Source organism: Streptomyces sp. NPDC004658 (assembly GCF_040609555.1).
Lineage (GTDB): Bacteria > Actinomycetota > Actinomycetes > Streptomycetales > Streptomycetaceae > Streptomyces.
In genome coordinates, this window is sequence record NZ_JBEXKG010000009.1 from 80,554 (window position 1) to 100,408 (window position 19,855).

18 protein-coding genes and 2 pseudogenes are annotated in these 19,855 nt (G+C 74.9%); 13 read left to right on the forward strand and 7 right to left on the reverse strand.

The window, feature by feature from the left end:
• The first annotated feature begins 54 nt into the window (after positions 1 to 54).
• The 5 genes and pseudogenes from ABZV94_RS06205 to ABZV94_RS06225 form a co-directional block, all read left to right on the forward strand.
• Entirely contained in the window at positions 55 to 1,038 is a 984-nt protein-coding gene (locus ABZV94_RS06205) for a zinc-binding alcohol dehydrogenase (protein ID WP_356337736.1), read from the forward strand.
• Between the two features lie 114 nt (positions 1,039 to 1,152).
• Complete coding sequence (locus ABZV94_RS06210) at positions 1,153 to 1,551, forward strand: 6-carboxytetrahydropterin synthase (RefSeq protein WP_356337738.1); 399 nt, start codon at positions 1,153 to 1,155, stop codon at positions 1,549 to 1,551.
• Positions 1,548 to 2,729, forward strand: a complete 1,182-nt coding sequence (locus ABZV94_RS06215; protein ID WP_356337741.1) for a glycosyltransferase family 4 protein — start codon at positions 1,548 to 1,550, stop codon at positions 2,727 to 2,729. The genes ABZV94_RS06210 and ABZV94_RS06215 overlap by 4 nt, the downstream gene beginning before the upstream one ends.
• Positions 2,730 to 2,968: 239 nt before the next feature.
• On the forward strand, positions 2,969 to 3,928 hold the full coding sequence (locus tag ABZV94_RS06220; RefSeq protein ID WP_356337779.1) for a class I SAM-dependent methyltransferase: 960 nt from the start codon (positions 2,969 to 2,971) through the stop codon (positions 3,926 to 3,928).
• Positions 3,929 to 4,140: 212 nt separating this feature from the next.
• Positions 4,141 to 4,992, forward strand: a pseudogene (locus tag ABZV94_RS06225) (lysylphosphatidylglycerol synthase transmembrane domain-containing protein); the annotation flags it as partial.
• A gap of 158 nt (positions 4,993 to 5,150) precedes the next feature.
• Here the strand turns inward: ABZV94_RS06225 and ABZV94_RS06230 are convergent.
• Positions 5,151 to 5,927 (reverse strand): creatininase family protein, encoded by a 777-nt coding sequence (locus tag ABZV94_RS06230; protein ID WP_356337743.1) that lies wholly within the window; start codon positions 5,925 to 5,927, stop codon positions 5,151 to 5,153.
• A 38-nt stretch (positions 5,928 to 5,965) separates the two neighbouring features.
• On the opposite strand from ABZV94_RS06230, the gene ribA reads away from it, so the two are divergent.
• The 4 genes and pseudogenes from ribA (at position 5,966) to ABZV94_RS06250 (ending at position 9,417) form a co-directional block, all read left to right on the forward strand.
• A complete protein-coding gene (gene ribA / locus ABZV94_RS06235; protein WP_356337745.1) occupies positions 5,966 to 6,637 on the forward strand; it encodes a GTP cyclohydrolase II in 672 nt (223 codons plus the stop codon).
• Positions 6,638 to 6,878: 241 nt separating this feature from the next.
• A pseudogene (locus ABZV94_RS06240) lies at positions 6,879 to 7,208 on the forward strand (FAD-dependent oxidoreductase); the annotation flags it as partial.
• Positions 7,205 to 8,263, forward strand: coding sequence for a saccharopine dehydrogenase (locus ABZV94_RS06245; RefSeq protein ID WP_356337747.1), 1,059 nt, complete (start codon positions 7,205 to 7,207; stop codon positions 8,261 to 8,263). The pseudogene ABZV94_RS06240 and the gene ABZV94_RS06245, both read left to right, overlap by 4 nt.
• A complete protein-coding gene (locus ABZV94_RS06250) occupies positions 8,260 to 9,417 on the forward strand; it encodes a saccharopine dehydrogenase family protein (protein ID WP_356337750.1) in 1,158 nt (385 codons plus the stop codon). Before ABZV94_RS06245 ends, ABZV94_RS06250 begins: the two co-directional genes overlap by 4 nt.
• 12 nt (positions 9,418 to 9,429) lie before the next feature.
• On the opposite strand, the gene ABZV94_RS06255 is transcribed toward ABZV94_RS06250, so the two are convergent.
• The 3 genes from ABZV94_RS06255 to ABZV94_RS06265 all read right to left on the reverse strand — a co-directional run bounded on the left by ABZV94_RS06255 (position 9,430) and on the right by ABZV94_RS06265 (position 12,798).
• Positions 9,430 to 10,653, reverse strand: coding sequence for a serine hydrolase domain-containing protein (locus ABZV94_RS06255; RefSeq protein ID WP_356337752.1), 1,224 nt, complete (start codon positions 10,651 to 10,653; stop codon positions 9,430 to 9,432).
• A 214-nt stretch (positions 10,654 to 10,867) separates the two neighbouring features.
• The gene (locus ABZV94_RS06260) at positions 10,868 to 12,217 is read right to left on the reverse strand and encodes an MFS transporter (protein ID WP_356337753.1); all 1,350 of its coding nucleotides are present in this window, start codon (positions 12,215 to 12,217) and stop codon (positions 10,868 to 10,870) included.
• Positions 12,214 to 12,798 carry a TetR/AcrR family transcriptional regulator gene (locus ABZV94_RS06265; RefSeq protein WP_356337755.1) on the reverse strand — a complete coding sequence of 195 codons (585 nt, stop codon included), beginning with the start codon at positions 12,796 to 12,798 and terminating at the stop codon, positions 12,214 to 12,216. Before ABZV94_RS06265 ends, ABZV94_RS06260 begins: the two co-directional genes overlap by 4 nt.
• An 89-nt stretch (positions 12,799 to 12,887) precedes the next feature.
• Between ABZV94_RS06265 and ABZV94_RS06270 the strand changes: the two genes are divergently transcribed.
• On the forward strand, positions 12,888 to 13,325 hold the full coding sequence (locus ABZV94_RS06270; RefSeq protein ID WP_356337757.1) for a PPOX class F420-dependent oxidoreductase: 438 nt from the start codon (positions 12,888 to 12,890) through the stop codon (positions 13,323 to 13,325).
• Positions 13,326 to 13,799: 474 nt separating this feature from the next.
• On the opposite strand, the gene ABZV94_RS06275 is transcribed toward ABZV94_RS06270, so the two are convergent.
• A complete protein-coding gene (locus ABZV94_RS06275; RefSeq protein WP_356337759.1) occupies positions 13,800 to 14,699 on the reverse strand; it encodes an NAD(P)-dependent oxidoreductase in 900 nt (299 codons plus the stop codon).
• Between the two features lie 81 nt (positions 14,700 to 14,780).
• On the opposite strand from ABZV94_RS06275, the gene ABZV94_RS06280 reads away from it, so the two are divergent.
• Positions 14,781 to 15,371 carry a TetR/AcrR family transcriptional regulator gene (locus ABZV94_RS06280; RefSeq protein WP_356337762.1) on the forward strand — a complete coding sequence of 197 codons (591 nt, stop codon included), beginning with the start codon at positions 14,781 to 14,783 and terminating at the stop codon, positions 15,369 to 15,371.
• Positions 15,372 to 15,455: 84 nt separating this feature from the next.
• On the opposite strand, the gene ABZV94_RS06285 is transcribed toward ABZV94_RS06280, so the two are convergent.
• Positions 15,456 to 16,820: an MFS transporter gene (locus ABZV94_RS06285; protein ID WP_356337764.1), complete on the reverse strand. Its 1,365-nt coding sequence runs from the start codon at positions 16,818 to 16,820 to the stop codon at positions 15,456 to 15,458.
• 187 nt (positions 16,821 to 17,007) lie between these two features.
• Positions 17,008 to 17,673, reverse strand: a complete 666-nt coding sequence (locus ABZV94_RS06290) for a TetR/AcrR family transcriptional regulator (RefSeq protein ID WP_030983784.1) — start codon at positions 17,671 to 17,673, stop codon at positions 17,008 to 17,010.
• 165 nt (positions 17,674 to 17,838) lie between these two features.
• Between ABZV94_RS06290 and ABZV94_RS06295 the strand changes: the two genes are divergently transcribed.
• Both ABZV94_RS06295 and ABZV94_RS06300 read left to right on the forward strand, forming a co-directional pair.
• Positions 17,839 to 18,723: a shikimate dehydrogenase gene (locus tag ABZV94_RS06295; protein ID WP_356337766.1), complete on the forward strand. Its 885-nt coding sequence runs from the start codon at positions 17,839 to 17,841 to the stop codon at positions 18,721 to 18,723.
• Positions 18,724 to 18,837: 114 nt separating this feature from the next.
• The coding region (locus ABZV94_RS06300) for a TIM barrel protein (RefSeq protein ID WP_356337768.1) at positions 18,838 to 19,855 on the forward strand (1,018 nt) is incomplete at its 3' end.

Consider the following 19,855-nt stretch of genomic DNA (forward strand, 5'->3'; position numbering starts at 1 on the left):
GCCTGTGCACAACTCGGTACGTGAACAACTTCCCGATCGTTCAGGAGGATGCCGATGAACCGTTCGGCCCGCGCGTTCTGGCTCCGCTCGCCCGGCCACGGGGAGCTGCGCGACGTCACCCTCGCGGAGCCCGCGGAGGACGAGGTCCTGGTGCGGGCCCTGTACTCCGCGGTCAGCCGGGGCACGGAGACCCTCGTCTTCCGGGGCGGGGTGCCGGAGAGCCAGCACACCGTGATGCGGGCACCGTTCCAGGAGGGTGACTTCCCGGGCCCGGTGAAGTACGGCTACCTCAGCGTCGGCGTGGTCGAGGCGGGCCCGGCCGCGCTGGTCGGCCGTACCGTCTTCTGCCTGTACCCGCACCAGAGCCGTTACGTCGTTCCGGTGAGCGCCGTCACCGTGGTGCCCGAGCGGGTCCCCGCCGGGCGGGCCGTGCTCGCCGGAACCGTCGAGACCGCCGTCAACGCCCTGTGGGACGCTACGCCGCTGCTCGGTGACCGGATCGCGGTCGTCGGCGGCGGCATGGTCGGCTGCGCGGTCGCCGCGCTGCTCGCCCGCTTCCCCGGCGTCCGCCTCCAGCTGGTCGACGCCGACCCGGCCCGCGCGAAGACCGCCGAGGCGCTCGGCGTCGACTTCGCCGCACCGGCCGACGCCCTCGGCGACTGCGACCTCGTCGTCCACGCCAGCGCCACCGAGGCCGGCCTCACCCGGGCCCTGCAACTCCTCGCCCCCGAGGGCACGGTCGTGGAGATGAGCTGGTACGGCGACCGGCGCGTGACCCTGCCGCTCGGCGAGGCCTTCCACTCCCGCCGGCTCACCGTGCGCAGCAGCCAGGTCGGCACCGTCTCCCCGGCCGCTCGCCCCGGCCGTACCTACGCCGACCGGATGGCGCTCGCCCTGGACCTGCTCGCCGACCCGGCGCTGGACGCGCTCATCACCGGGGAGAGCGCTTTCGAGGAACTCCCGGAGGTGATGCCCAGGCTGGCGTCCGGTGAGATCCCCGCCCTGTGCCACCGGGTCCGGTACACGGGACCGGCCTGACCTGAGAAAAGAGTGAGGAACGGCTGAACACGGGGAAGCGAAGAGCCGTACTACACGGCATCCCCCGGCGGGCAAGGCGGGGGACCAGACGCGCCGCACCTGGAGGGTCGTCCGTTGTTCAGCATCACCGTCCGCGATCACATCATGATCGCCCACAGCTTCCGCGGCGAGGTCTTCGGGCCCGCGCAGCGCCTGCACGGCGCCACGTTCCTGGTGGACGCGACATTCCGCCGCGAGCAGCTGGACGAGGACAACATCGTGGTCGACATCGGCCTGGCCACGCAGGAACTGCGCACCATCACCGCGGAGCTGAACTACCGGAACCTGGACGACGAGCCCGAGTTCGCCGGCATCAACACCTCCACGGAGTTCCTGGCCAAGGTCATCGCCGACCGGCTCGCCGAACGGATCGCGAAGGGCGCGCTCGGCGAGGGCGCCAAGGGTCTCGCCGGGATCACCGTCACGCTCCACGAGTCGCACATCGCGTGGGCGAGTTACGAGCGTGGCCTGTGACCGACCTGACCGTGGAGCGGGCCCGCCTCGCGTACGTGCCCGCGCAGCCCACCGCCGCCCCGAACGCCGGAATCGTCCCCATGTCCCTGCGCAGTGTGCACTTCGTGATGCCGGGCGGCGTCGACGACCCGGCCGCGCCCAGCGGCGGCAACGCCTACGACCGCCGGGTCTGCCTGGACCTGCCCGGCTTCGGCTGGCGGGTCACCCGGCACGCCGTGCCCGGCGGCTGGCCGCGCCCGGACGCCGCCGCCCGCGAAGCGCTCGCCCGTACGCTCCGGAGCCTCCCGGACGACTCCGTCGTCCTCCTGGACGGCCTCGTCGCCTGCGGAGTCCCCGAGACCGTCGTACCCGAGGCGCAGCGCCTGCGGCTCGCGGTCCTCGTCCATCTCCCCCTCGGTGACGAGACCGGCCTGGACCCGGCCGTCGCCGCCGACCTGGACGCGCGCGAGCGGGCGGTGCTGCGGGCCGTGCCCGCGGTGATCGCCACCAGCGACTGGGCGGTCCGCCGGCTCGTCTCCCACCACGGACTCGCCCCCGACCGGGTGCACGTGGCCGCGCCCGGCGCCGACATCGCGCCCCTCGCCCCCGGCACCGACGGCGTCTCCCGGCTGCTGTGCGTGGCCGCCGTGACCCCGCGCAAGGGCCAGCACCGGCTGGTGGAGGCGCTCGCGGCGGTCCGGGACCTGCCGTGGACCTGCGAGTGCGTCGGCGGCCTCGGCCACGACCCCGGGTACGTGGCCCGTCTGCGGGAACTGATCGCCCGGTACGGCCTCACCGACCGGCTGCACCTCACCGGTCCCCGCTCCGGCGCCGACCTCGACGCCTCCTACGCCGCCGCCGACCTGATGGTCCTCACCTCCTACGCCGAGACCTACGGCATGGCGGTCACCGAGGCCCTCGCCCGGGGCATCCCCGTGCTCGCGACCGATGTCGGCGGCCTGCCCGAGGCGGTCGGCCGCGCGCCGGACGGCGGGGTGCCCGGCATCCTCGTCCCGCCGGAGGACCCCGCCGCGCTCGCCGCCGAACTGCGCGGCTGGTTCGGCGAACCCGACGTGCGCCGCCGCCTGAAGGCCGCGGCCCGTGGCCGCCGCGCCGCCCTCGACGGCTGGGCGGCCACCGCCCGCAGCCTGGCCGCGGTCCTCGGCCGCCTCCCGGAAGCACCGGGGAGGACGGCGTGAGCGGGCACGGGGACAGGGGCGCGGAGACGGCGCCGGTGCGGTGGGAGCCGGGTGGGTCGCGGGATGGTGACGCGGTGAGCGTCCGGTCCGCTGCGGACGGGCTGATTCCCGCTCAGCCCGGGCCCGCCGCGGAAGAGTTCGTGCAGGGTGCCGCGGGTGCGCGGAGCGAGGAGGTACCGGGCGTGGAGACCGTGGACATGGAGGTGGGCGCGGAGGCACCCGGCGGGGAGAGCGGTGACATGGGCTCTTCCGGGCCGGGGGAGCCCGGCGCCGACGGCACCGCGGGTCCGGTCATCGCCGGTGCGGGGCCCGTGGCCCGTCCCGGGGAGCGGGCCACCGTACGGCTGCGGGACGGCGACCCGGAGGACGCCCCTCGGTACGCGCCCGAGTGGCTGCAACTGCGGGAAGGCGCCGACGCGGCGGCCCGCGCGCAGGAACTGCTCGACCCGCTGCGGATCCGGCTGGCCAACCTGCCGCGCCGCTCCGGCGGACTGGTCGTGCACGACCTGGGCTGCGGCACCGGCTCGATGGGCCGCTGGCTCGCGCCCCGCCTCGACGGTGCCCAGCACTGGATCCTCCACGACCGCGATCCCTACCTGCTGCACTTCGCCGCCGTGGCCTCCCCCCGCACCGCGGCCGACGGCAGCCGCGTCACGGTCGAGACCCGGCGCGGTGACGTCGCGCGGCTCACCCCGGACGCGCTGACCGGGGCCTCGCTGGTGACCGCCTCCGCCCTGCTCGACGTGCTCACCCGGGAGGACATCGAGACCCTGGCGGACGCCTGCGCGGGCGCCGGCTGCCCGGCCCTGCTCACCCTCTCCGTCGCGGGACGCGTCGAACTCACCCCGAAGGACCCGCTGGACGCCGAGATCACCGAGGCGTTCAACGCCCACCAGCGGCGCACCGGGTTGCTCGGCCCGGACGCGGTCACCGTGGCCTGCGAGGCCTTCGCGGAGCGCGGGGCGACCGTCCGGGTGCACGCGAGCCCGTGGCGGCTCGGCGCCGGCGAGGCCGCGCTGACCGAGCAGTGGCTGCGCGGCTGGGTGGGCGCGGCCGTCGAGCAGCGGCCGGAACTGGGCGACCGGGCGGAGACCTATCTGGACGCGCGGCTCGCCGCCTGCGCGGCCGGCGCGCTGCGGGTCACCGTCCACCACACCGACCTGCTGGCGCTGCCCCGGCCGAGGGGCGTGGCGGCGTGAACGGCAGGACGACGACGGCGGGCACGCGGGTGCCGGCGGAGGCGGGCATCGGCAGGGAGGCGCGTACGCCGACGCCGGATGCGGACACCGGCACGTACGCGCGTACGGCACCGGCGGGACCGGCGTGCGCGGCCCCCGGGCCGGCTCCGGAGGGCACGCCCGTGACGCAGGCGCAGGGTTCCCCCAGTCCCCGGCGCCTCACCTCCCGGGCCGTGCGCACCCATGCCGGCACCCTCGTCGGAACCGTCCTCCTCGCCGCGCTGCTGTGGCGGCTCGGTACCGGTCCCCTGCTGGACGGGCTGCGGCGGATCGACGCGGTGACGGTGCTGGTGGCGCTGGGCATCGGCGCGGTCACCACCGTGTGCAGCGCGTGGCGCTGGCAGCTGGTGGCCCGGGGCCTGCGGCTGCGGCTGCCGCTGGGTCCGGCCGTGGCCGACTACTACCGTGCGCTGTTCCTGAACGCGGCCCTGCCCGGGGGCATCCTGGGCGATGTGCACCGGGCGGTCCGGCACGGGCAGAGCACGGGTGACGTGCGGCGCGGGGTGAAGGCGGTCGTGCTGGAGCGGGTCGCGGGGCAGATCGCGCTGGCCGTGGCGGGCGCGGCGGTGCTGCTGGCCCTGCCGTCGCCGGTGCGCGCCGAGGCCCGTGGCTTCGCCCCGCTCGCGGTGCTGGCCGCGGTCGGCGCGCTGGCCGTCGTACTCGCCGTCCGGATGAACCGTGCGCCGGGCCGCCCGCACGGCGCGCTGCGCCGGACGCTCGGCGAGGCCCGCCAGGGGCTGGCGTCCCGGCGCAGCGGGCCGGGGGTCGCACTGTCCTCCGCGGTCGTCCTGGCCGGGCATCTGGTCATGTTCGTCGTGGCGGCCCGGGTCGCCGGCTCGGCCGCACCGGTCGCGGTGCTGCTGCCGCTCGCGGTACTGGCGCTGCTGGCCATGGGGCTGCCGCTGAACGTCGGCGGTTTCGGCCCCCGCGAGGGCGTCACCGCCTGGGCGTTCGGCGCGGCGGGACTCGGCGCGGACACCGGAGTCGCGGTCGCCGTCGTCTACGGTGTGCTGAGCTTCGTGGCGAGCCTGCCCGGCGCCGCCGTCCTGCTCCGGCGCGGGTACGAGACCCTGCGCAGTCGGCCCGCCGCGGCACCCGCCGAACCGTCCCCCGCCCCCGACGACCGCCCGCCGGCCGGGGCCGCCCCCACGGGTCCCGGCCGGCCGGCGGTCGCCGGCCGGGGTCAGTCCCGGTCCGGCGCCGAGGTGAGCAGCCTGAAATACGGGTCGAAGGATTCCGCCAGGCTCGCCAGCAGTTCCTTTCCCTTTTCCGCCGAACCCAGGGAAGGACGGCCGATGACGCCCGATTCGGTATAGGCGGACATTCCCACGGTGAGCAGATGACGACGGTCGTCGGCGATGAAATCGGCGGACTCGTGACCAGGGCGGACGAATTCGGGGTGAGCGTGCAGCAGAATCGAGGTCTCGATTTCACCCGCGTGCATGTCGGTGAGCAGCGACGTGACCACCCCGGCCCGCTCCCGTGCCGCCTCCCAGTCCTCGGCGGCCGGGAACAGCGCCATCCGCTCGCCGCGCGCGGAGGCCTCCTGGACGACGTTGCCCAGCACGTAGTTGCCGCCGTGCCCGTTGACGACGACCAGCGCGTCGACGCCCGAGCGGCGCAGCGACGCCGCGATGTCCGAGACCACCGCGTGCAGGGTCACGGCGGAGATGCTGACGGTTCCCGGCCAGGCCGCGTGCTCGTGCGAGCAGGAGACGGTCACCGGAGGGAGGAGGTGCACCGGGTACGCGGCGGCGATCTCCCGCGCCACGGCGCAGGCGACCAGCGTGTCGGTCGCCAGCGGAAGGAACGGACCGTGCTGTTCGAAGCTCCCCACGGGAAGGACGGCGACCTGTGCTGACACGCCCGCCCCCCGGGTCCGTACATCCTGCGTGGTGTCCGTCGGCACCACACCGCTCACCACCCCGTACGCCGCCGTCCGCGCGCCCGAACCACTCATCTTTTCACGGCCTTTCGTCTCTGCTTAGGAATCAGATCATGACAGAAAACACCGGCGTCAACATCGGCGTACTCGGCAAGAAGTCCCCGCGGCGTTCCGGCGCGGAACGCGTCGTGAATGCACCGCTGCCCACCGTGTACGGGAAATTCCAGGCGATCGGCTACCTGGACCACGACCGCGGTGACGAGCAAGTGGCCCTGGTGTACGGCGAGATCGGCACCGACAACGTGCTGACCCGGCTCCACTCGGAGTGCCTGACCGGGGACGCGTTCGGCTCCCGGCACTGCGAGTGCGGGGACCAGCTGGAGGCCGCCCTGCGCGCGGTCGTCGCCGAAGGCAGCGGCATCGTCGTCTACTTGAGGGGGCACGAGGGCCGCGGCATCGGGCTGCTCGCCAAGCTGCGCGCGATGGCGCTCCAGGCGGAGGGCCTGGACACGGTGGAGGCGAACCTGGCGCTGGGCCTGCCGGTCGACGCCCGCGACTACGGCGTGGCCGCCGAGATTCTGCGCGACCTGGGAGTGCGCTCGGTACGGCTGATGTCCAACAACCCGCGCAAGCGGGAGGCGCTGGTCCGGCACGGCGTCCAGGTCGCCGAGCAGGTGCCGCTGCTGATCGAGCCGTGCGAGAGCAACATCACCTACCTGCGGACCAAGCGGGAGCGGATGGACCACCACCTGCCCCATCTGGACGCCGTCGCCCACGGTTCCTGAGTGCCCGGTCGCCGGTTCGGCGGGCGGAGTTCCGGAAAGGGAACAGGCGACGGGCGCGGGGCGCGGTGAAGGAGGCGGCGGCGTGAACCTTCGGGCCGAGGCGGTCATCGTCGGCGGCGGGGTGATCGGTACGAGCGTCGCCCGGCACCTGGCATGCGCCGGCGTGCGGGACGTCGTCCGCGCCGAACGGGACGCCCGCCGCCTCCCCCCGCTGATCCGCACCGACGGCCTGCTGGCCGCCGCGTACGACACCCGCGACCGGTGGATCCCGCGACTCGCCGAGGCGATGCGGCAACGCGCCCCCGCCCTGCTCGGCCCGCCCCCGCACCGGCGGCTGGGCGGGCCGGTACGAGAACACACCCGACCACAACGCCCTGATCGGCGAGGCGCCCACGGTGTCGCGGTCCATGTACGCCACCGGCTTCTCCGGGCACGGCTTCCTTCACGGCCGGCCGTCGGCGAGGTGATCCGCGACCTGTGCCTGGGCCGCGTACCCTTCCTGGACATCAGCCCCCTGAGCGCCGGCCGGTTCGCGGCCGACGCCCCGCGCCCGGAGGCCAACCCGGTATGACCGAGCTCCACCTGTGGCTGCGCCACGAGCCCCGTACGACCGAACGGCGCACGCCCGTCGTCCCCGCCGACGCCCGCCGCCTGGTCGACAGCGGGATCGCGCTGACCGTCGAGGAGTCCCCGCAGCGGATCTTCCCGATCGAGGAGTACGAGGCGGCCGGCTGCCGCCGTGCCCCGGCGGGCTCCTGGGTGACGGCACCCCGCGACGCCGTGATCCTCGGCCTCAAGGAACTCCCCGACGAACCCGTCGAGTTGATCCACCGGCACATCTTCTTCGGGCACGCCTACAAGCAGCAGCCGGGCGCCGCCGAGCTGCTGCGCCGGTTCGCGGCCGGCGGCGGGGCGCTGCTGGACCTGGAGTACCTGGTGGACGACGAGGGCCGCCGGCTCGCCGCCTTCGGCTACTGGGCGGGGTACCTGGGCGCCGCGCTCGCCGTGCTCCAGCACCGGGGCCGGCTGACGGCACCGCTCACCCCCACCACGCAGGACGACCTGGACGCCGTACTGCGGCCGGCCGCCGGGGACACGGAGTTCACGGCGCTGGTGATCGGCGCCCTCGGGCGCAGCGGGCGCGGCGCGTCGGCGGCCTTCGGCACGGCGGGCGTCGAGGCGATCCGCTGGGACCTGGCGGAGACCCGCGACCTGGACCGGCGGGCCCTGCTCGGGCACGACGTGATGGTGAACGCGGTCCTCGCCACCGGCCCGGTCCCGCCGTTCCTGCGCGAGGAGGACCTTGACTCCCCGGCCCGCCGGCTGCGCACCCTGTGCGACGTCACCTGTGACGTGGGCTCGCCGTTCAACGTCCTGCCGGTCTACGACCGTACGACGGACTGGACCGAGCCCGTGCGCCGCCTGCGCAAGGAGCCGCCGCTGGACCTGATCGCCATCGACAACCTGCCGTCGCTGCTGCCCCGGGAGTCCAGCGTCGACTTCTCGGCGGCCCTGCTGCCGCAGCTGCTCGCCTTCGGCCCGGGCGGTGCCTGGGGCCGCTGCCTCGACCGGTTCCACCAGGCCTGCCGTGAACTCGGCACCGGGGGAGGGGGGTCGCGCTCATGACCGACCGCGTCCCGGCGAGCGGAACCGTCCACTGGGTCGGCGCCGGACTGTCCACCGGCAGCGGGCTGGCCGGCCTGTGCCGTACGGCCGGCCGGGTCCTGCTGTGGCACCGCACCGAGGACCGCGCGGCCGAGGCGCTGGCCGGGCTCGGCCTGACCGGACGGGCGGAGCCCCGCGCCCTCACCGCGCCGGACGCCCTCGCCGCAGCGCTGGAGCCCGGCGACGTCGTGGTGTCGATGCTGCCGGCGCCCGAGCACGCCGGGCTGCTGGCCGTCTGCGTGCGGGCCGGGGCGCACTTCGCCTGCTCCAGCTATGTGTCGCCGGAGCTGCTGGCGCAGGCGGAAGCCGCGCGGGCGGCGGGCGTCGTCGTGCTCACCGAGACCGGCCTGGACCCGGGCGTCGACCACCTCTTCGCGCACAGCCTCATCGGCCGGGCCCGGGCGCGCGTCGGCGAGCACACCCCGGCCTCCTACCGGCTCACTTCGTACTGCGGCGGCGTACCGGCCGTGCCGAACGACTTCCGCTACCGCTTCAGCTGGGCGCCGCTCGGTGTGCTCGGCGCCCTGCGCTCGCCCGCGCGGTATCTGGAGGACGGCGTCGAGACGACGGCCGACCGGCCCTGGGAGGCGACCCGGCCGCTCGTCCTGGGCGGCGAGACCTTCGAGGCCTACCCCAACCGCGACAGCATCCCCTTCGTCGCCCAGTACGGCCTGCCCGCCGTCTGGACCCCGCGCACCTTCGTCCGGGGCACCCTCCGGCTGGACGGCTGGCTGAAGGCGTGGGAGCCGGTCTTCGCGGAGCTGACGACGGGCGACGACGGGCGGATCGCCGCCCTGGCACGGCACTTGGCGGCGGCCCATCCGACCACGGACGCCGACCGCGACCGGGTGGTGCTCTCCGTCTCCCTCGAAGTCGACGCGGGCGAGGGCCGGCACTGGACCGGCGCCTACCTGCTCGACCTGACCGGTGACGCCGAGGAGTCCGCGATGGCCCGCTGCGTCTCGCGTCCCCTCGCCCTCGGCGTCCGGCACATCCTGGACGGCAGCCTGCGGGCCGGTGTGCACCGGGCGGCGGAGACCGCCCAGCGCGCGGACCGCTGGCTGGCCGAACTCGCGGACGACGGGCTGGAGTTCACGCTGACCCTGGGCCAGTAGCCGCCCGCCGGGTCAGTCCTTCACCGCCTCGTGCACCAGCCGCCGCAGCTCGGGGAAGACCTTCAGCTTCTTCGGGCGCACCTGGCTCATGAACTGCACGGTCAGGTCGTGCGCCGGGTCGACCCAGAACGCGGTGGTGGCCACGCCGGTCCAGCCGTAGGTGCCGAGGTGGGACGGGGCCAGGGTGCGGGCGGGGTCGGTGACGACGGAGACGTTGAAGCCGAAGCCCAGGCCGTCCATGCCCGGTTCCCGGTGGACCGGGGCGCCGAAGGAGCGGATGGTGGCCCCGCCCGGCAGCTGGTTGCGGGTCATCAGGGCGAGCGTCTCCGGGGCCAGCAGCCGTACGCCGTCCAGCTCGCCGCCCCGGCGCAGCAGCTCCATGAACCGGTGGAAGTCGTACGCGGAGGAGACCAGGCCGCCGCTGCCGGACAGGAACCGCGGCCGGCCGCGCACCGGCAGGCCCGGCACCGGCTCGATCCCGCCCTCGTCCGTCTCGCCGTACAGCTCGGCCAGCCGGTCCTCCTGTCCGGGCGTGATGTGGAAGCCGGTGTCGGTCATGCCGAGCGGGCCGAGGATCCGCTCGGCGAAGAACGCGTCCAGCGGCTGCCCGGACACCACCTCGATCACCCGGCCCAGCACGTTGGAGGCGACCGAGTAGTTCCACTGGGTCCCCGGGTCGAACTGGAGCGGCATGCGCGCGTAGACCTCGACGGTCTCGGCGAGGTCCTTGCCCGGCGGCACCGAGTACTCCAGGCCCGCCTCGCGGTAGAGCGCGTCGACGGGGTGGCGGTAGTAGAAGCCGAAGGTCAGGCCCGCGGTGTGGGTGAGCAGATGGCGGATCAGGATCGGCCCGGCGGCCGGACGGGTCCGCACGTCGGCGCCCGAACCCTCCACGTGGACACGCGGGTCGGCGAAGGCGGGCAGATGGCGGTCCAGCGGGTCGTCCAGGGACAGCCGGCCCTCCTGCACCAGCAGCAGCACCGCGACCGCGGTGACCGGCTTGGTCATCGAGTAGATCCGCCACAGCGTGTCCGGCTCGACCGGCAGCCCGGCGGCCAGGTCCCGCAGGCCGTACGTGGTCAGATGGGCGACCCGGCCGCCGCGGGCCACGGCCACCAGGTAGCCGGGCAGACGTCCCGCGTCGACGTGCCGGGCGAAGTGCCGGTCCAGGCGGTCCAGCGCCTCGGCGTCCAGCCCCGCCTCCGCCGGCTCCACATCCTGTCGCAGCTGTCCCATCGCTCTCCTCCGGTCGCGTCGTCCCCGGTGCGTCCCGCCTGCCGCCCGGGCCCGCACCCACCTCTCATCGTCGCGCAGGACCACCGGCCCGGACCGGGTCATCCGGGGGGTGTGTGATCGATTCGACGTCTGCGGGGCGGCGGGAGCGGGTTCAGTGGGCGGGTGGCGGCCGGGGAACGGGTTCGATGGAGCGGGTGGCGGCCGGGGAACGGGTTCAGCCGCGGTGGGTGAGCGATTCGGCCTCCGCGGGGGGCGCGGTCGCCGCCGGTGGGGCGGGGCGGGTACGGCCGGGGAGCGCGCGGGTCGCCGGGAGGGCGAGGGTGGTCAGGGCCGCCAGGGTGAGCAGGGTCGGTCCGGTGCCGGTGCTCAGCAGCGCGGTCGCGCCGGCCACGCCGACGGCCGGGCCGACGTTCAGCGCGGTCTGCTGCAACCCGCCCGCGACCCCGGCCACCGTCACCTCCGCCCGCCGCACGATCACGTGGGTGGCCGCCACCATCACCGTGCCGAACCCGGCACCCAGCAGCGCGAACCCGCACCCGAGCGCGGGCGCGCCGGTGGCCCCGGACAGCACGAGGACGCCGAGTGCGAGCACCGTCGTCGCCCCCGCCGTCGTCGCCCGCGCACCGCACCGGCGCAGCAGGGCGGGGCACAGCGACGCCGAGGCCACCAGGAACACGGCGAGCGGCAGGCTGCGCAGGGCACTGTCGAACGGATCGAGGCCGAGGTGGCGCTGGAGCACATACGTGGCGACGAACAGCGTGCCGGACAGGGACGCCGAGACGGCGACCAGGACACCGAGCGCCGCCCCGACCGCACGCGAGCCGATCACCCCGGGCGGCAGCAGGGGGCTCGCCGTGCGCCGCTCGTGCCGGACGAGGACGGCCGCCGTCACCCCGGACAGGGCGAGGCCCGCCCCCGAGACCGGCCGGGCCGTGACCGCGTACACCAGGCCGGCCAGGGTCAGCGCGAGCAGCACGGCCCCGGGCAGGTCCAGCGGGGTCCGGACGGGTACCGGCGACCGTTCGGGGCGGAGGAGAGCCGGCAGGCCGAAGGCGAGCGCGGGCAGTACGTTGACGAAGAACACCGCCCGCCAGCCGAGACCGGTCACCAGCGCACCGCCGACCAGCGGTCCCGCTGCCGCCGCCAGCCCGATCGCGGCGGTCCGCACGGCCAGCGGCGACGCGAGCCGGTCCGGCGGGTACGCGGCGCGCAGCATGCCCAGCGTGGCCGGCTGCAACAGCGCCCCGAACACACCCTGCGCCGCCCGCAGTCCGATCACCCATCCCACCCCGGGCGCGAGGCCGATCCCGACCGAGGCGGCACCGAAGCCCAGCAGGCCGAGCCCGAACACCCGCCGCTGTCCGTACCGGTCACCGAGCCGCCCCGCGAAGACCAGCAGGCTCGCCACCGCGACCAGATAGGCGGTACTGGTCCACTGGACCTGGGCGAACGACGCGTCGAACTCCCGTTGCAGACTGGGTTGCGCCACCGTGAGGACCGTACCGTCCAGCGCGACCACCACCGCGCCGGCCACGCTGCTCGCCAGCGTCCAGGGCCGGTTCACCGGCCGTCCCGGGGAGCGCCCAGGTGCGCGGCGAGCACGGTGTCGAGCAGGGGGCGGAAGTCCTCTTCTTCCAGCGCGAGTTGCAGACTGCGCCAGCGCCACAGCTGGGCCATGCCGTGCAGGTTCGCCCACAGGGCGCCCGCCGTCCGCCGGGCGTCGGCATCGGGGTCCGCGTCACCGATCAGCCGGGTCAGCAGGGTGAACAGCGGAAGGCTCGTGTCCCGCAGCCCCAGGTGACCGCTCTCCAGCAGGTCATGACGGAACATCAGTTCGTACATGCCGGGCCGCTCCAGCGCGAACTCCAGGTACGTCCGCGCCAGCGCCGCCACGTGGGCGCGCGGCCCCCCGGTCTGCTGCTCCAGCGTCGCCTGTGCCCGCGCGGCCAGATCGGCGAAGCCCCGCCGGGCGATGGCGGAGAGCAGCTCCAGGTGGGTGGGGAAGTAGCGGCGCGGCGCCCCGTGCGAGACGCCCGCGCGCCGGGCGATCTCCCGCAGGGTCAGCGCCTGGAGGCCCTCGGCTGCCAGCAGCTCCACGCCCACGTCCACCAGCCGGGCCCGCAGGCCCGCGTCGGAATCGGTCATAGACAGTGTCTACCAGGTGGGCGTAGACACTGTCTACCGCTCCGTGTGGACGGGGAATGCCCGGGGCGCCGCCGTGAGTTGACCCCGGTATGACTCAGGACTCCCCGCAGGACGCGCTGCTCGGCCTCCTCTCCGCAGGACACGCCGGCGTACTGGTCACCCTCCGGCGCGACGGCCGCCCCCAGCTGTCGAACGTCAGCCACGCCTACTACCCCGACGAGCGGATCATCCGGATCTCGGTCACCGACGACCGCGCCAAGACCCGCAACCTCCGCCGGGACCCGCGCGCCTCGTACCACGTCACCAGCGACGACCGCTGGGCGTACACCGTGGCCGAGGGCACCGCCGAGCTGACGCCGGTCGCCGCCGACCCGCACGACGAGACCGTCGAGGAGCTGATCCGGCTCTACCGGGACGTCCTCGGCGAGCACCCGGACTGGGACGACTACCGGGCCGCGATGGTCCGCGACCGCCGCCTGGTGGTGCGGCTCCACGTCGAGCGGGCATACGGCATCCCGAAGAGCTGACACCGACGGCCCGTTCACGGCGCGTCGCGGAGCCGGCCGACGCCTGGCTCCCGGCTCCCCGGCGCGTCGCAGAGTCGGCCCATGCCCGGCCGCCGGTCCACGGCGCCTCGCGGAGCCGGCCGACGCCTGGCTCCCGGCTCGCGGCGCCTCGTAACGCCGGTCCGCGCCCGGTCGACGGCTCGCGGAGCCTCGGAAAGTTGGCCCACGCCCGGTCGACGGCTCACGGCGCCTCTCAGAGTCGGCCCGTGCCCGGCTGCCCGCTCACGGCGCCTCGCGGAGCCGGTCGACATCTGGCTCCCGGCTCGCGGCGCCTCATAGCGCCGGCGCGCGCCCGGCCGCCGGCTCACGGCCCCTCGGAGAGTCGGCCTCTCGGAAAGTCGGCCCGGCGGCCGGTGCGGGCCGCTCACCCCGCACCCGAACCGGCCCCCGCACCCGCCCCCCACCCGCACCGGCACCCGTGCCCGGCCCGTCCGTTCACGGTGCCTCGGCGGTCCGAGCCTCGATCGCCCGGAGGACGGCGACCATGTCCTCGCCGCCGTGCCCCTGCGCCACCGTCTCCTCGAACAGGGTGTGGCACACGTCGAGGAGCGGCGAGGCGATATGCGCCTTGCGGGCGGCCTCGGCGATCAGCCGGTTGTTCTTCAGCACGTCCAGCGCCGCCGCCTGCACCGCGAAGTCCCGCTCGCGCAGCTTGGGCGCCTTCATCCGGGACACCCCGCTGGCCATCGGGCCCGCGTCCAGGACGTCCAGGAACAGCCGTCGGTCCAGGCCCTGCCGCTCGGCGAAGTGGAACGCCTCGGTCAGGCCGGTCACCTGGGTGATCAGGAAGATGTTCACCGCGAGCTTCATCAGCAGCGCGCCCGGCACCGCACCGCACGCGAACGCCTCCCGGCACATCGGCGCGAGCAGCGGCCGTACGGCGGCCACGGCGGCCTCCTCCCCGGCGAGCATGGCCACCAGCTGCCCCTCCTCCGCCGGCACCCGGGACCCGGAGACCGGCGCCTCGACGTACCGGCCGCCGGCCGCGCGGACGTCGGCCTCCAGCGCGCGGGAGTACTCCGCGGAGGTCGTGCCCATGTGGACCACCGTGCGGCCCGCGACCCGAGCGGCCAGCTCGGGCGTGCCCCGGCCGAGGACCGCGTCCACCGCCGCCTCGTCGGCGAGCATCAGCAGCACCACCCCGGCCCGCGCGAACACCTCGCCGGCGTCCGCGGCGACCTCGGCGCCGGCGGCGCGCAGCGGCTCCGCGCGCTCCGGGGTCCGGTTCCAGACCACCAGGGGGGTGCCGGCCGACGCCAGGCGCAGGGCCATGGGCCGGCCCATCACTCCGAGACCGATGAATCCGACGTGCATGACAGGCCGCCTCCGCGCCACGGACCGACTATGACAACGGTCATAGTAGCCGTCGCTATGACGACGGTCATAGAGTGGCGGCGAACGGAACGGAGGTCGACGATGACGCAGGCGCGGCGCGGACCGCGGGAGCGGATGGTGTTCAGCGCGGCCCAGCTCATCCGGCGCAACGGGGTCACCGCGACCGGCATGCGCGAGGTCGCCGCGCACGCGGACGCACCGCGCGGCTCCCTCCAGCACTACTTCCCGGGCGGCAAGGAACAGCTGGTCAACGAGGCGGTCGCGTGGGCCGGCCGGTACGCGGGCAAGCGGATCGCCCGCTTCCTCGCCGGACTCGACCGGCCGACGCCGAGCGGCCTGTTCGCGGCGATGGCCGCGCAGTGGGCCGACGAGTACACGGCCGACGGCTTCGCGGGCGGATGCCCGGTCGCCGCCGCCACCGTCGACTGCGCCACCTCCGGCGACTCGACCCGTCAGGCGGCGGCCACCGCGTTCGCGACCTGGCGGGGCCCGGTCGCCGAGGCGCTGACGGACATGGGCGTCCCACCGGCGCGCGCCGAGTCCCTCGCCACCCTCATGATCAGCGCGTTGGAGGGCGCGATCCTGATGGCGCGCGCCGAGCGGGACGTACGGCCCCTCACGACGGTCGTGGAGGAACTGGGCCCCCTGCTCGACGCCGCCACAGGCTCCTGATCGCCCGGTCGCCCGCCCCCGCGGGAGAGCGGCACCCCCGGCACCCCCGGCACCCTTCGGTGTCAGGCCGGAACCCGCTCTGTGTCAGGCCGGAACCCGCTCCCGGCGGGACGCCTTCCGCGCGGCCCGCTCGCCGAGCAGTTCCGTCGGCACCCGGTGGGTCTCGCGGGCGGTGAGCGCGGCGAGCACCGGCGGCACGCACAGCGCGGCCGTGAACAGGGCCACCGCCGCCCAGTCGTCGCCGCCCGGACCGGCGATCTCGGCGGCGAAGGTGACCGCGAACCCGGCCACCGCGAAACCGGTCTGCGTGCCGATCGCGAGGCCGGACAGCCGGACCCGGGTCGTGAACATCTCGCCGTAGAAGGCGGGCCACACGCCGTTCGCCGCGCTGTAGACGATGCCGAAGGCCACGACGCCGAGCACCAGCGTCAGCGGATAGGAGCCCGTGGAGATCGCCCACAGGTAACCGGTCATCGCCAGCGCGCTGCCGGCCGCGCCGATCAGATACACCGGCCGGCGCCCGATCCGGTCCGACAGCGTCGCCCACAGCGGGATCGCGCCGAGCGCGACCAGGTTGGCCAGCGCGCCCACCCACAGCATCGCGGTACGGGACATGCCGACCGTGTCGCTCGTGGCGTACGCCAGTGCCCACACCGTGAAGACCGTGCTGACCGACGCGACGAGCGAGCCCGCGATCACCCGCAGCACGTCCGCCCAGTGCTCGCGCAGCAGCACCGCGAGCGGCAGCCGGGCCACGCCCCCGTCCGCCGCCTGCCGCGCGAAGGCCGGGGTCTCGTGCAGCCGGCGCCGGATCACCCAGCCGGCGACGGCGACGGCCACGCTCAGCCAGAACGGCACCCGCCACCCCCAGGACAGCAGCTGGTCCTCGGGCAGCTGGGCGACGGCGATGAAGACGAGCGTGGCGATGAGCTGGCCGCCCTGGGTGCCGCTGAGCGTGAAGCTGGTGAAGAAGCCGCGCCGGTCCGGCGGCGCGTGCTCCAGGCTCATCGAGCCGGCGCCGGCCTGCTCGCCGGCCGCCGAGACGCCCTGAAGGACGCGGCACAGCATCAGCAGGACGGGTGCGAGCGTGCCGACCTGCGCGCGGGTGGGCAGACAGCCGATGAGGAACGTCGACAGGCCCATCAGGACCAGCGTGAACACCATGATCTTCTTGCGGCCGAGCCGGTCGCCGACGTGCCCGAGGACCAGCGCGCCGAGGGGCCGGGCCGCATAGGCGACGCCGAAGGTGGCGAGCGAGAGCAGGGTCGCGGTCGCCGGGTCGGAGGCGTCGAAGAAGACCTTGGGGAAGATCAGGGCGGCGGCGCTGCCGTACAGGAAGAAGTCGTAGTACTCCAGTGCGCTGCCGATCCAGGCGGCCGTGGCCGCCTTCCAGGGCTGGCCGGGCGGGGCGGCGGAGCCGGGGTCGGGAGCAGGGGAGGGGACGGACACGGCGGTGCTCCTTCGGGGAGGACTCCACCCTGCGGAGGCGAGGGGGAGTGAGCGGGGGCGGGGCCGGATCGCGGCGGCTAATTAACCCACTGGGTAGTTAGTCGGGGTGGGTGGGATGTTGCGCCCGTGTTTCCCCGCTGTCAAGGGTTCGTGCGTCCCGGGCCCGCCGGGCCCGCCCGCGGAACCGTCAGCCGGCCGCCCGCTCCGCCGTCAGGTAGGCGATCACCATGTCCCCGAGCATGGTCCGGTAGTGCTCGCGCTGCGCCGGGTCCACCAGGTCCCGGCCGAACAGGGCGCCGAAGGTGTGCCGGTTGGCGACCCGGAAGAAGCAGAACGAGCTGATCATCGCGTGCAGGTCGACCGCGTCCACGTCGGCCGTGAACAGCCCGGACTCCTGCCCGGCGGCGAGGATGCGGCGGATCACGTCCAGCGCCGGGGAGCCGATCCGGCCCAGCTTCTCGGAGGCCGCGATGTGCTCGGCACCGTGGATGTTCTCGATGCTGACCAGCCGGATGAAGTCCGGGTGCCGCTCGTGGTGGTCGAAGGTCAGCTCGGCCAGCCGCCGGATCGCGGCCACCGGGTCCAGGTGGTCCACGTCCAGCTCCTGCTCGGCGTCCCGGATCACCCCGTACGCCCGCTCCAGCACGGCCGTGAACAGCTGCTCCTTGCCGCCGAAGTAGTAGTAGATCATCCGCTTCGTGGTGCGGGTGCGGGCGGCGATCTCGTCCACGCGGGCGCCGTCGTACCCCGCCCGCGCGAACTCCTGCGTGGCCACGTCGAGGATCTCGGCCTTGGTACGGGCGGCGTCGCGCACCCGCCCGCCGGGTCGTACCGGTTCGTCGACGCTGGTCATCGGTGTCCTTCGGGCCGTGAGGCGCCGGGGCGGCGCGCTCGTTCGCGTGCCGGTGATTGTAGAAGCAGTGCTCCGGCGCCCGGCGGGGGTCTTCCGAACCACCCGGCCGGCTGATATAGCTAACGTACTGGTTCGTACATTAGCTCCGCCTCGGGAGGTTCCCGCGTGGCCAAGGACTCGTATCTCGTCGGGCTGGTCGGGGCCGGGATCGGCCCCTCGCTCAGCCCGGCCCTGCACCACCGGGAGGCGGACCGGCAGGGCCTGCGGTACCTGTACCGGCTCCTCGACACCGATGTCCTCGGCGTGCCGCCGGAGGCGGTCGGCGACCTGGTCCGCGCCGCCCGCGACCTCGGCTTCGACGGGCTGAACATCACCCACCCCTGCAAGCAGCTCGTCCTGCCGCACCTGGACGCGCTGGACCCGCGGGCCGAGGCGCTCGGCGCGGTCAACACCGTCGTCTTCGACGGCGGCCGGGCCGTCGGCCACAACACCGACGTCACCGGCTTCGCCGCCTCCTTCGCCCGCGGTCTGCCGGACGCCCCCATGGAGCGGGTCGTCCAGCTCGGCGCGGGCGGCGCCGGTGCGGCCGTCGCGCACGCCGTCCTCACCCTCGGCGCCGGCCGGGTCACCGTCGTGGACGCCCTGCCCGACCGGGCCGCCGCCCTGGCGGCCTCCCTCCAGCGGCACTTCGGCCCCGGCCGGGCGGGGACGGCGACGGCGGACCGGCTGGAGGCGTCGCTGCGCGACGCCGACGGCCTCGTGCACGCCACGCCGACCGGTATGGCCGCCCACCCCGGTCTGCCGCTGCCGGCGGAGTTGCTGAGGCCCGGCCTGTGGGTCGCCGAAGTGGTGTACCGGCCGCTGGAGACGGAGCTGGTGCGGGCCGCCCGGGCGGCCGGCTGCGCCGTGCTGAGCGGGGGCGGGATGGCCGTCTTCCAGGCCGCGGACGCGTTCCGGCTGTTCACCGGGCGGGAGCCGGACACCGGGCGGATGCTGGCCGACATAGGGGAACTGGCCGGGGCGGAGCGCTCGGGGAGCGCTGCCGGCTGACGGCCGCGGGCCCGTCGTGGCGGTCGCACCCACCCGGCGGAGCCACCCGTCGCACACAGCCCCCGCACCCTCCGGCGCGCGGCACAGGCACCGTGAATCCCAAGGAGTCCCCCCGTGCACACCTCCATCGCCACCGTCTCCCTCAGCGGATCCCTCACCGAGAAGCTCACCGCCGCCTCCCGTGCCGGGTTCGACGGCGTGGAGATCTTCGAGAACGACCTCCTCGCCAGCCCCCTTCCGCCCGAGGAGATCCGGGCCCGCTGCGCCGACCTCGGTCTCGCCGTCGACCTCTATCAGCCGATGCGGGACATCGAGGCCGTGCCGGACGAGGTCTTCGCGCGCAACCTGCGCCGTGCCCGCCACAAGTTCGAGCTGATGCGGCGGCTCGGCGCCGACACCGTGCTCGTCTGCTCCAGCGTCTCACCGGACGCCCTGGACGACGACGCCCTCGCCGCCGAGCAGCTCGGCCGACTCGCCGATCTGGCCGCCGACTTCGGCATCCGGGTGGCCTACGAGGCGCTCGCCTGGGGGCGGCACGTGAGTACGTACGACCACGCCTGGCGCATCGTCGAGGCCGCCGGGCACCCGGCCCTCGGCACCTGCCTGGACAGCTTCCACATCCTCTCCCGGGGCAGCGACCCCAAGGGCATCGAGGACATCCCCGGCGAGAAGATCTTCTTCCTCCAACTGGCGGACGCCCCGCTGCTCGCCATGGACGTCCTGCAGTGGAGCCGCCACTACCGCTGCTTCCCCGGCCAGGGCGGCTTCGACCTCGCGGACCTGCTCACCCACGTGCTGCGCACCGGCTACACCGGCCCGCTCTCCCTGGAGGTCTTCAACGACGTCTTCCGGCAGGCCGACGCCGGTCCCACCGCCGTCGACGCCCACCGCTCCCTGCTGCTCCTCCAGGAGGCCGCCGGCGTCGCGGAGCTGCCCGCGCCGGTCGTCCCGGACGGCGTCGCCTTCGCCGAACTCCTCACCCCGGACGCGGAACCCGTCACCGCCCTGCTCGGCGTCCTCGGTTTCACCCGGGCCGCCCGGCACCGCGGCAAACCCGTCGACCTGTGGCAGCGCGGATCGGCCCGGGTCCTGGTCAACACCGGCCCGGCCGCGCGCCGCGCCGGCACCCGGC

What these genes read in the sequence shown, in the direction of transcription:
- ABZV94_RS06205 (WP_356337736.1), top strand. Translation starts at nt 55, where the DNA reads ATGAACCGTTCGGCCCGCGCGTTCTGGCTCCGCTCGCCCGGCCACGGG.
- ABZV94_RS06220 (WP_356337779.1), top strand. Translation starts at nt 2,969, where the DNA reads ATGGGCTCTTCCGGGCCGGGGGAGCCCGGCGCCGACGGCACCGCGGGT.
- ABZV94_RS06230 (WP_356337743.1), bottom strand. Translation starts at nt 5,927, where the DNA reads ATGAGTGGTTCGGGCGCGCGGACGGCGGCGTACGGGGTGGTGAGCGGT.
- ribA (WP_356337745.1), top strand. Translation starts at nt 5,966, where the DNA reads ATGACAGAAAACACCGGCGTCAACATCGGCGTACTCGGCAAGAAGTCC.
- ABZV94_RS06245 (WP_356337747.1), top strand. Translation starts at nt 7,205, where the DNA reads ATGACCGAGCTCCACCTGTGGCTGCGCCACGAGCCCCGTACGACCGAA.
- ABZV94_RS06250 (WP_356337750.1), top strand. Translation starts at nt 8,260, where the DNA reads ATGACCGACCGCGTCCCGGCGAGCGGAACCGTCCACTGGGTCGGCGCC.
- ABZV94_RS06255 (WP_356337752.1), bottom strand. Translation starts at nt 10,653, where the DNA reads ATGGGACAGCTGCGACAGGATGTGGAGCCGGCGGAGGCGGGGCTGGAC.
- ABZV94_RS06265 (WP_356337755.1), bottom strand. Translation starts at nt 12,798, where the DNA reads ATGACCGATTCCGACGCGGGCCTGCGGGCCCGGCTGGTGGACGTGGGC.
- ABZV94_RS06270 (WP_356337757.1), top strand. Translation starts at nt 12,888, where the DNA reads ATGACTCAGGACTCCCCGCAGGACGCGCTGCTCGGCCTCCTCTCCGCA.
- ABZV94_RS06280 (WP_356337762.1), top strand. Translation starts at nt 14,781, where the DNA reads ATGACGCAGGCGCGGCGCGGACCGCGGGAGCGGATGGTGTTCAGCGCG.
- ABZV94_RS06290 (WP_030983784.1), bottom strand. Translation starts at nt 17,673, where the DNA reads ATGACCAGCGTCGACGAACCGGTACGACCCGGCGGGCGGGTGCGCGAC.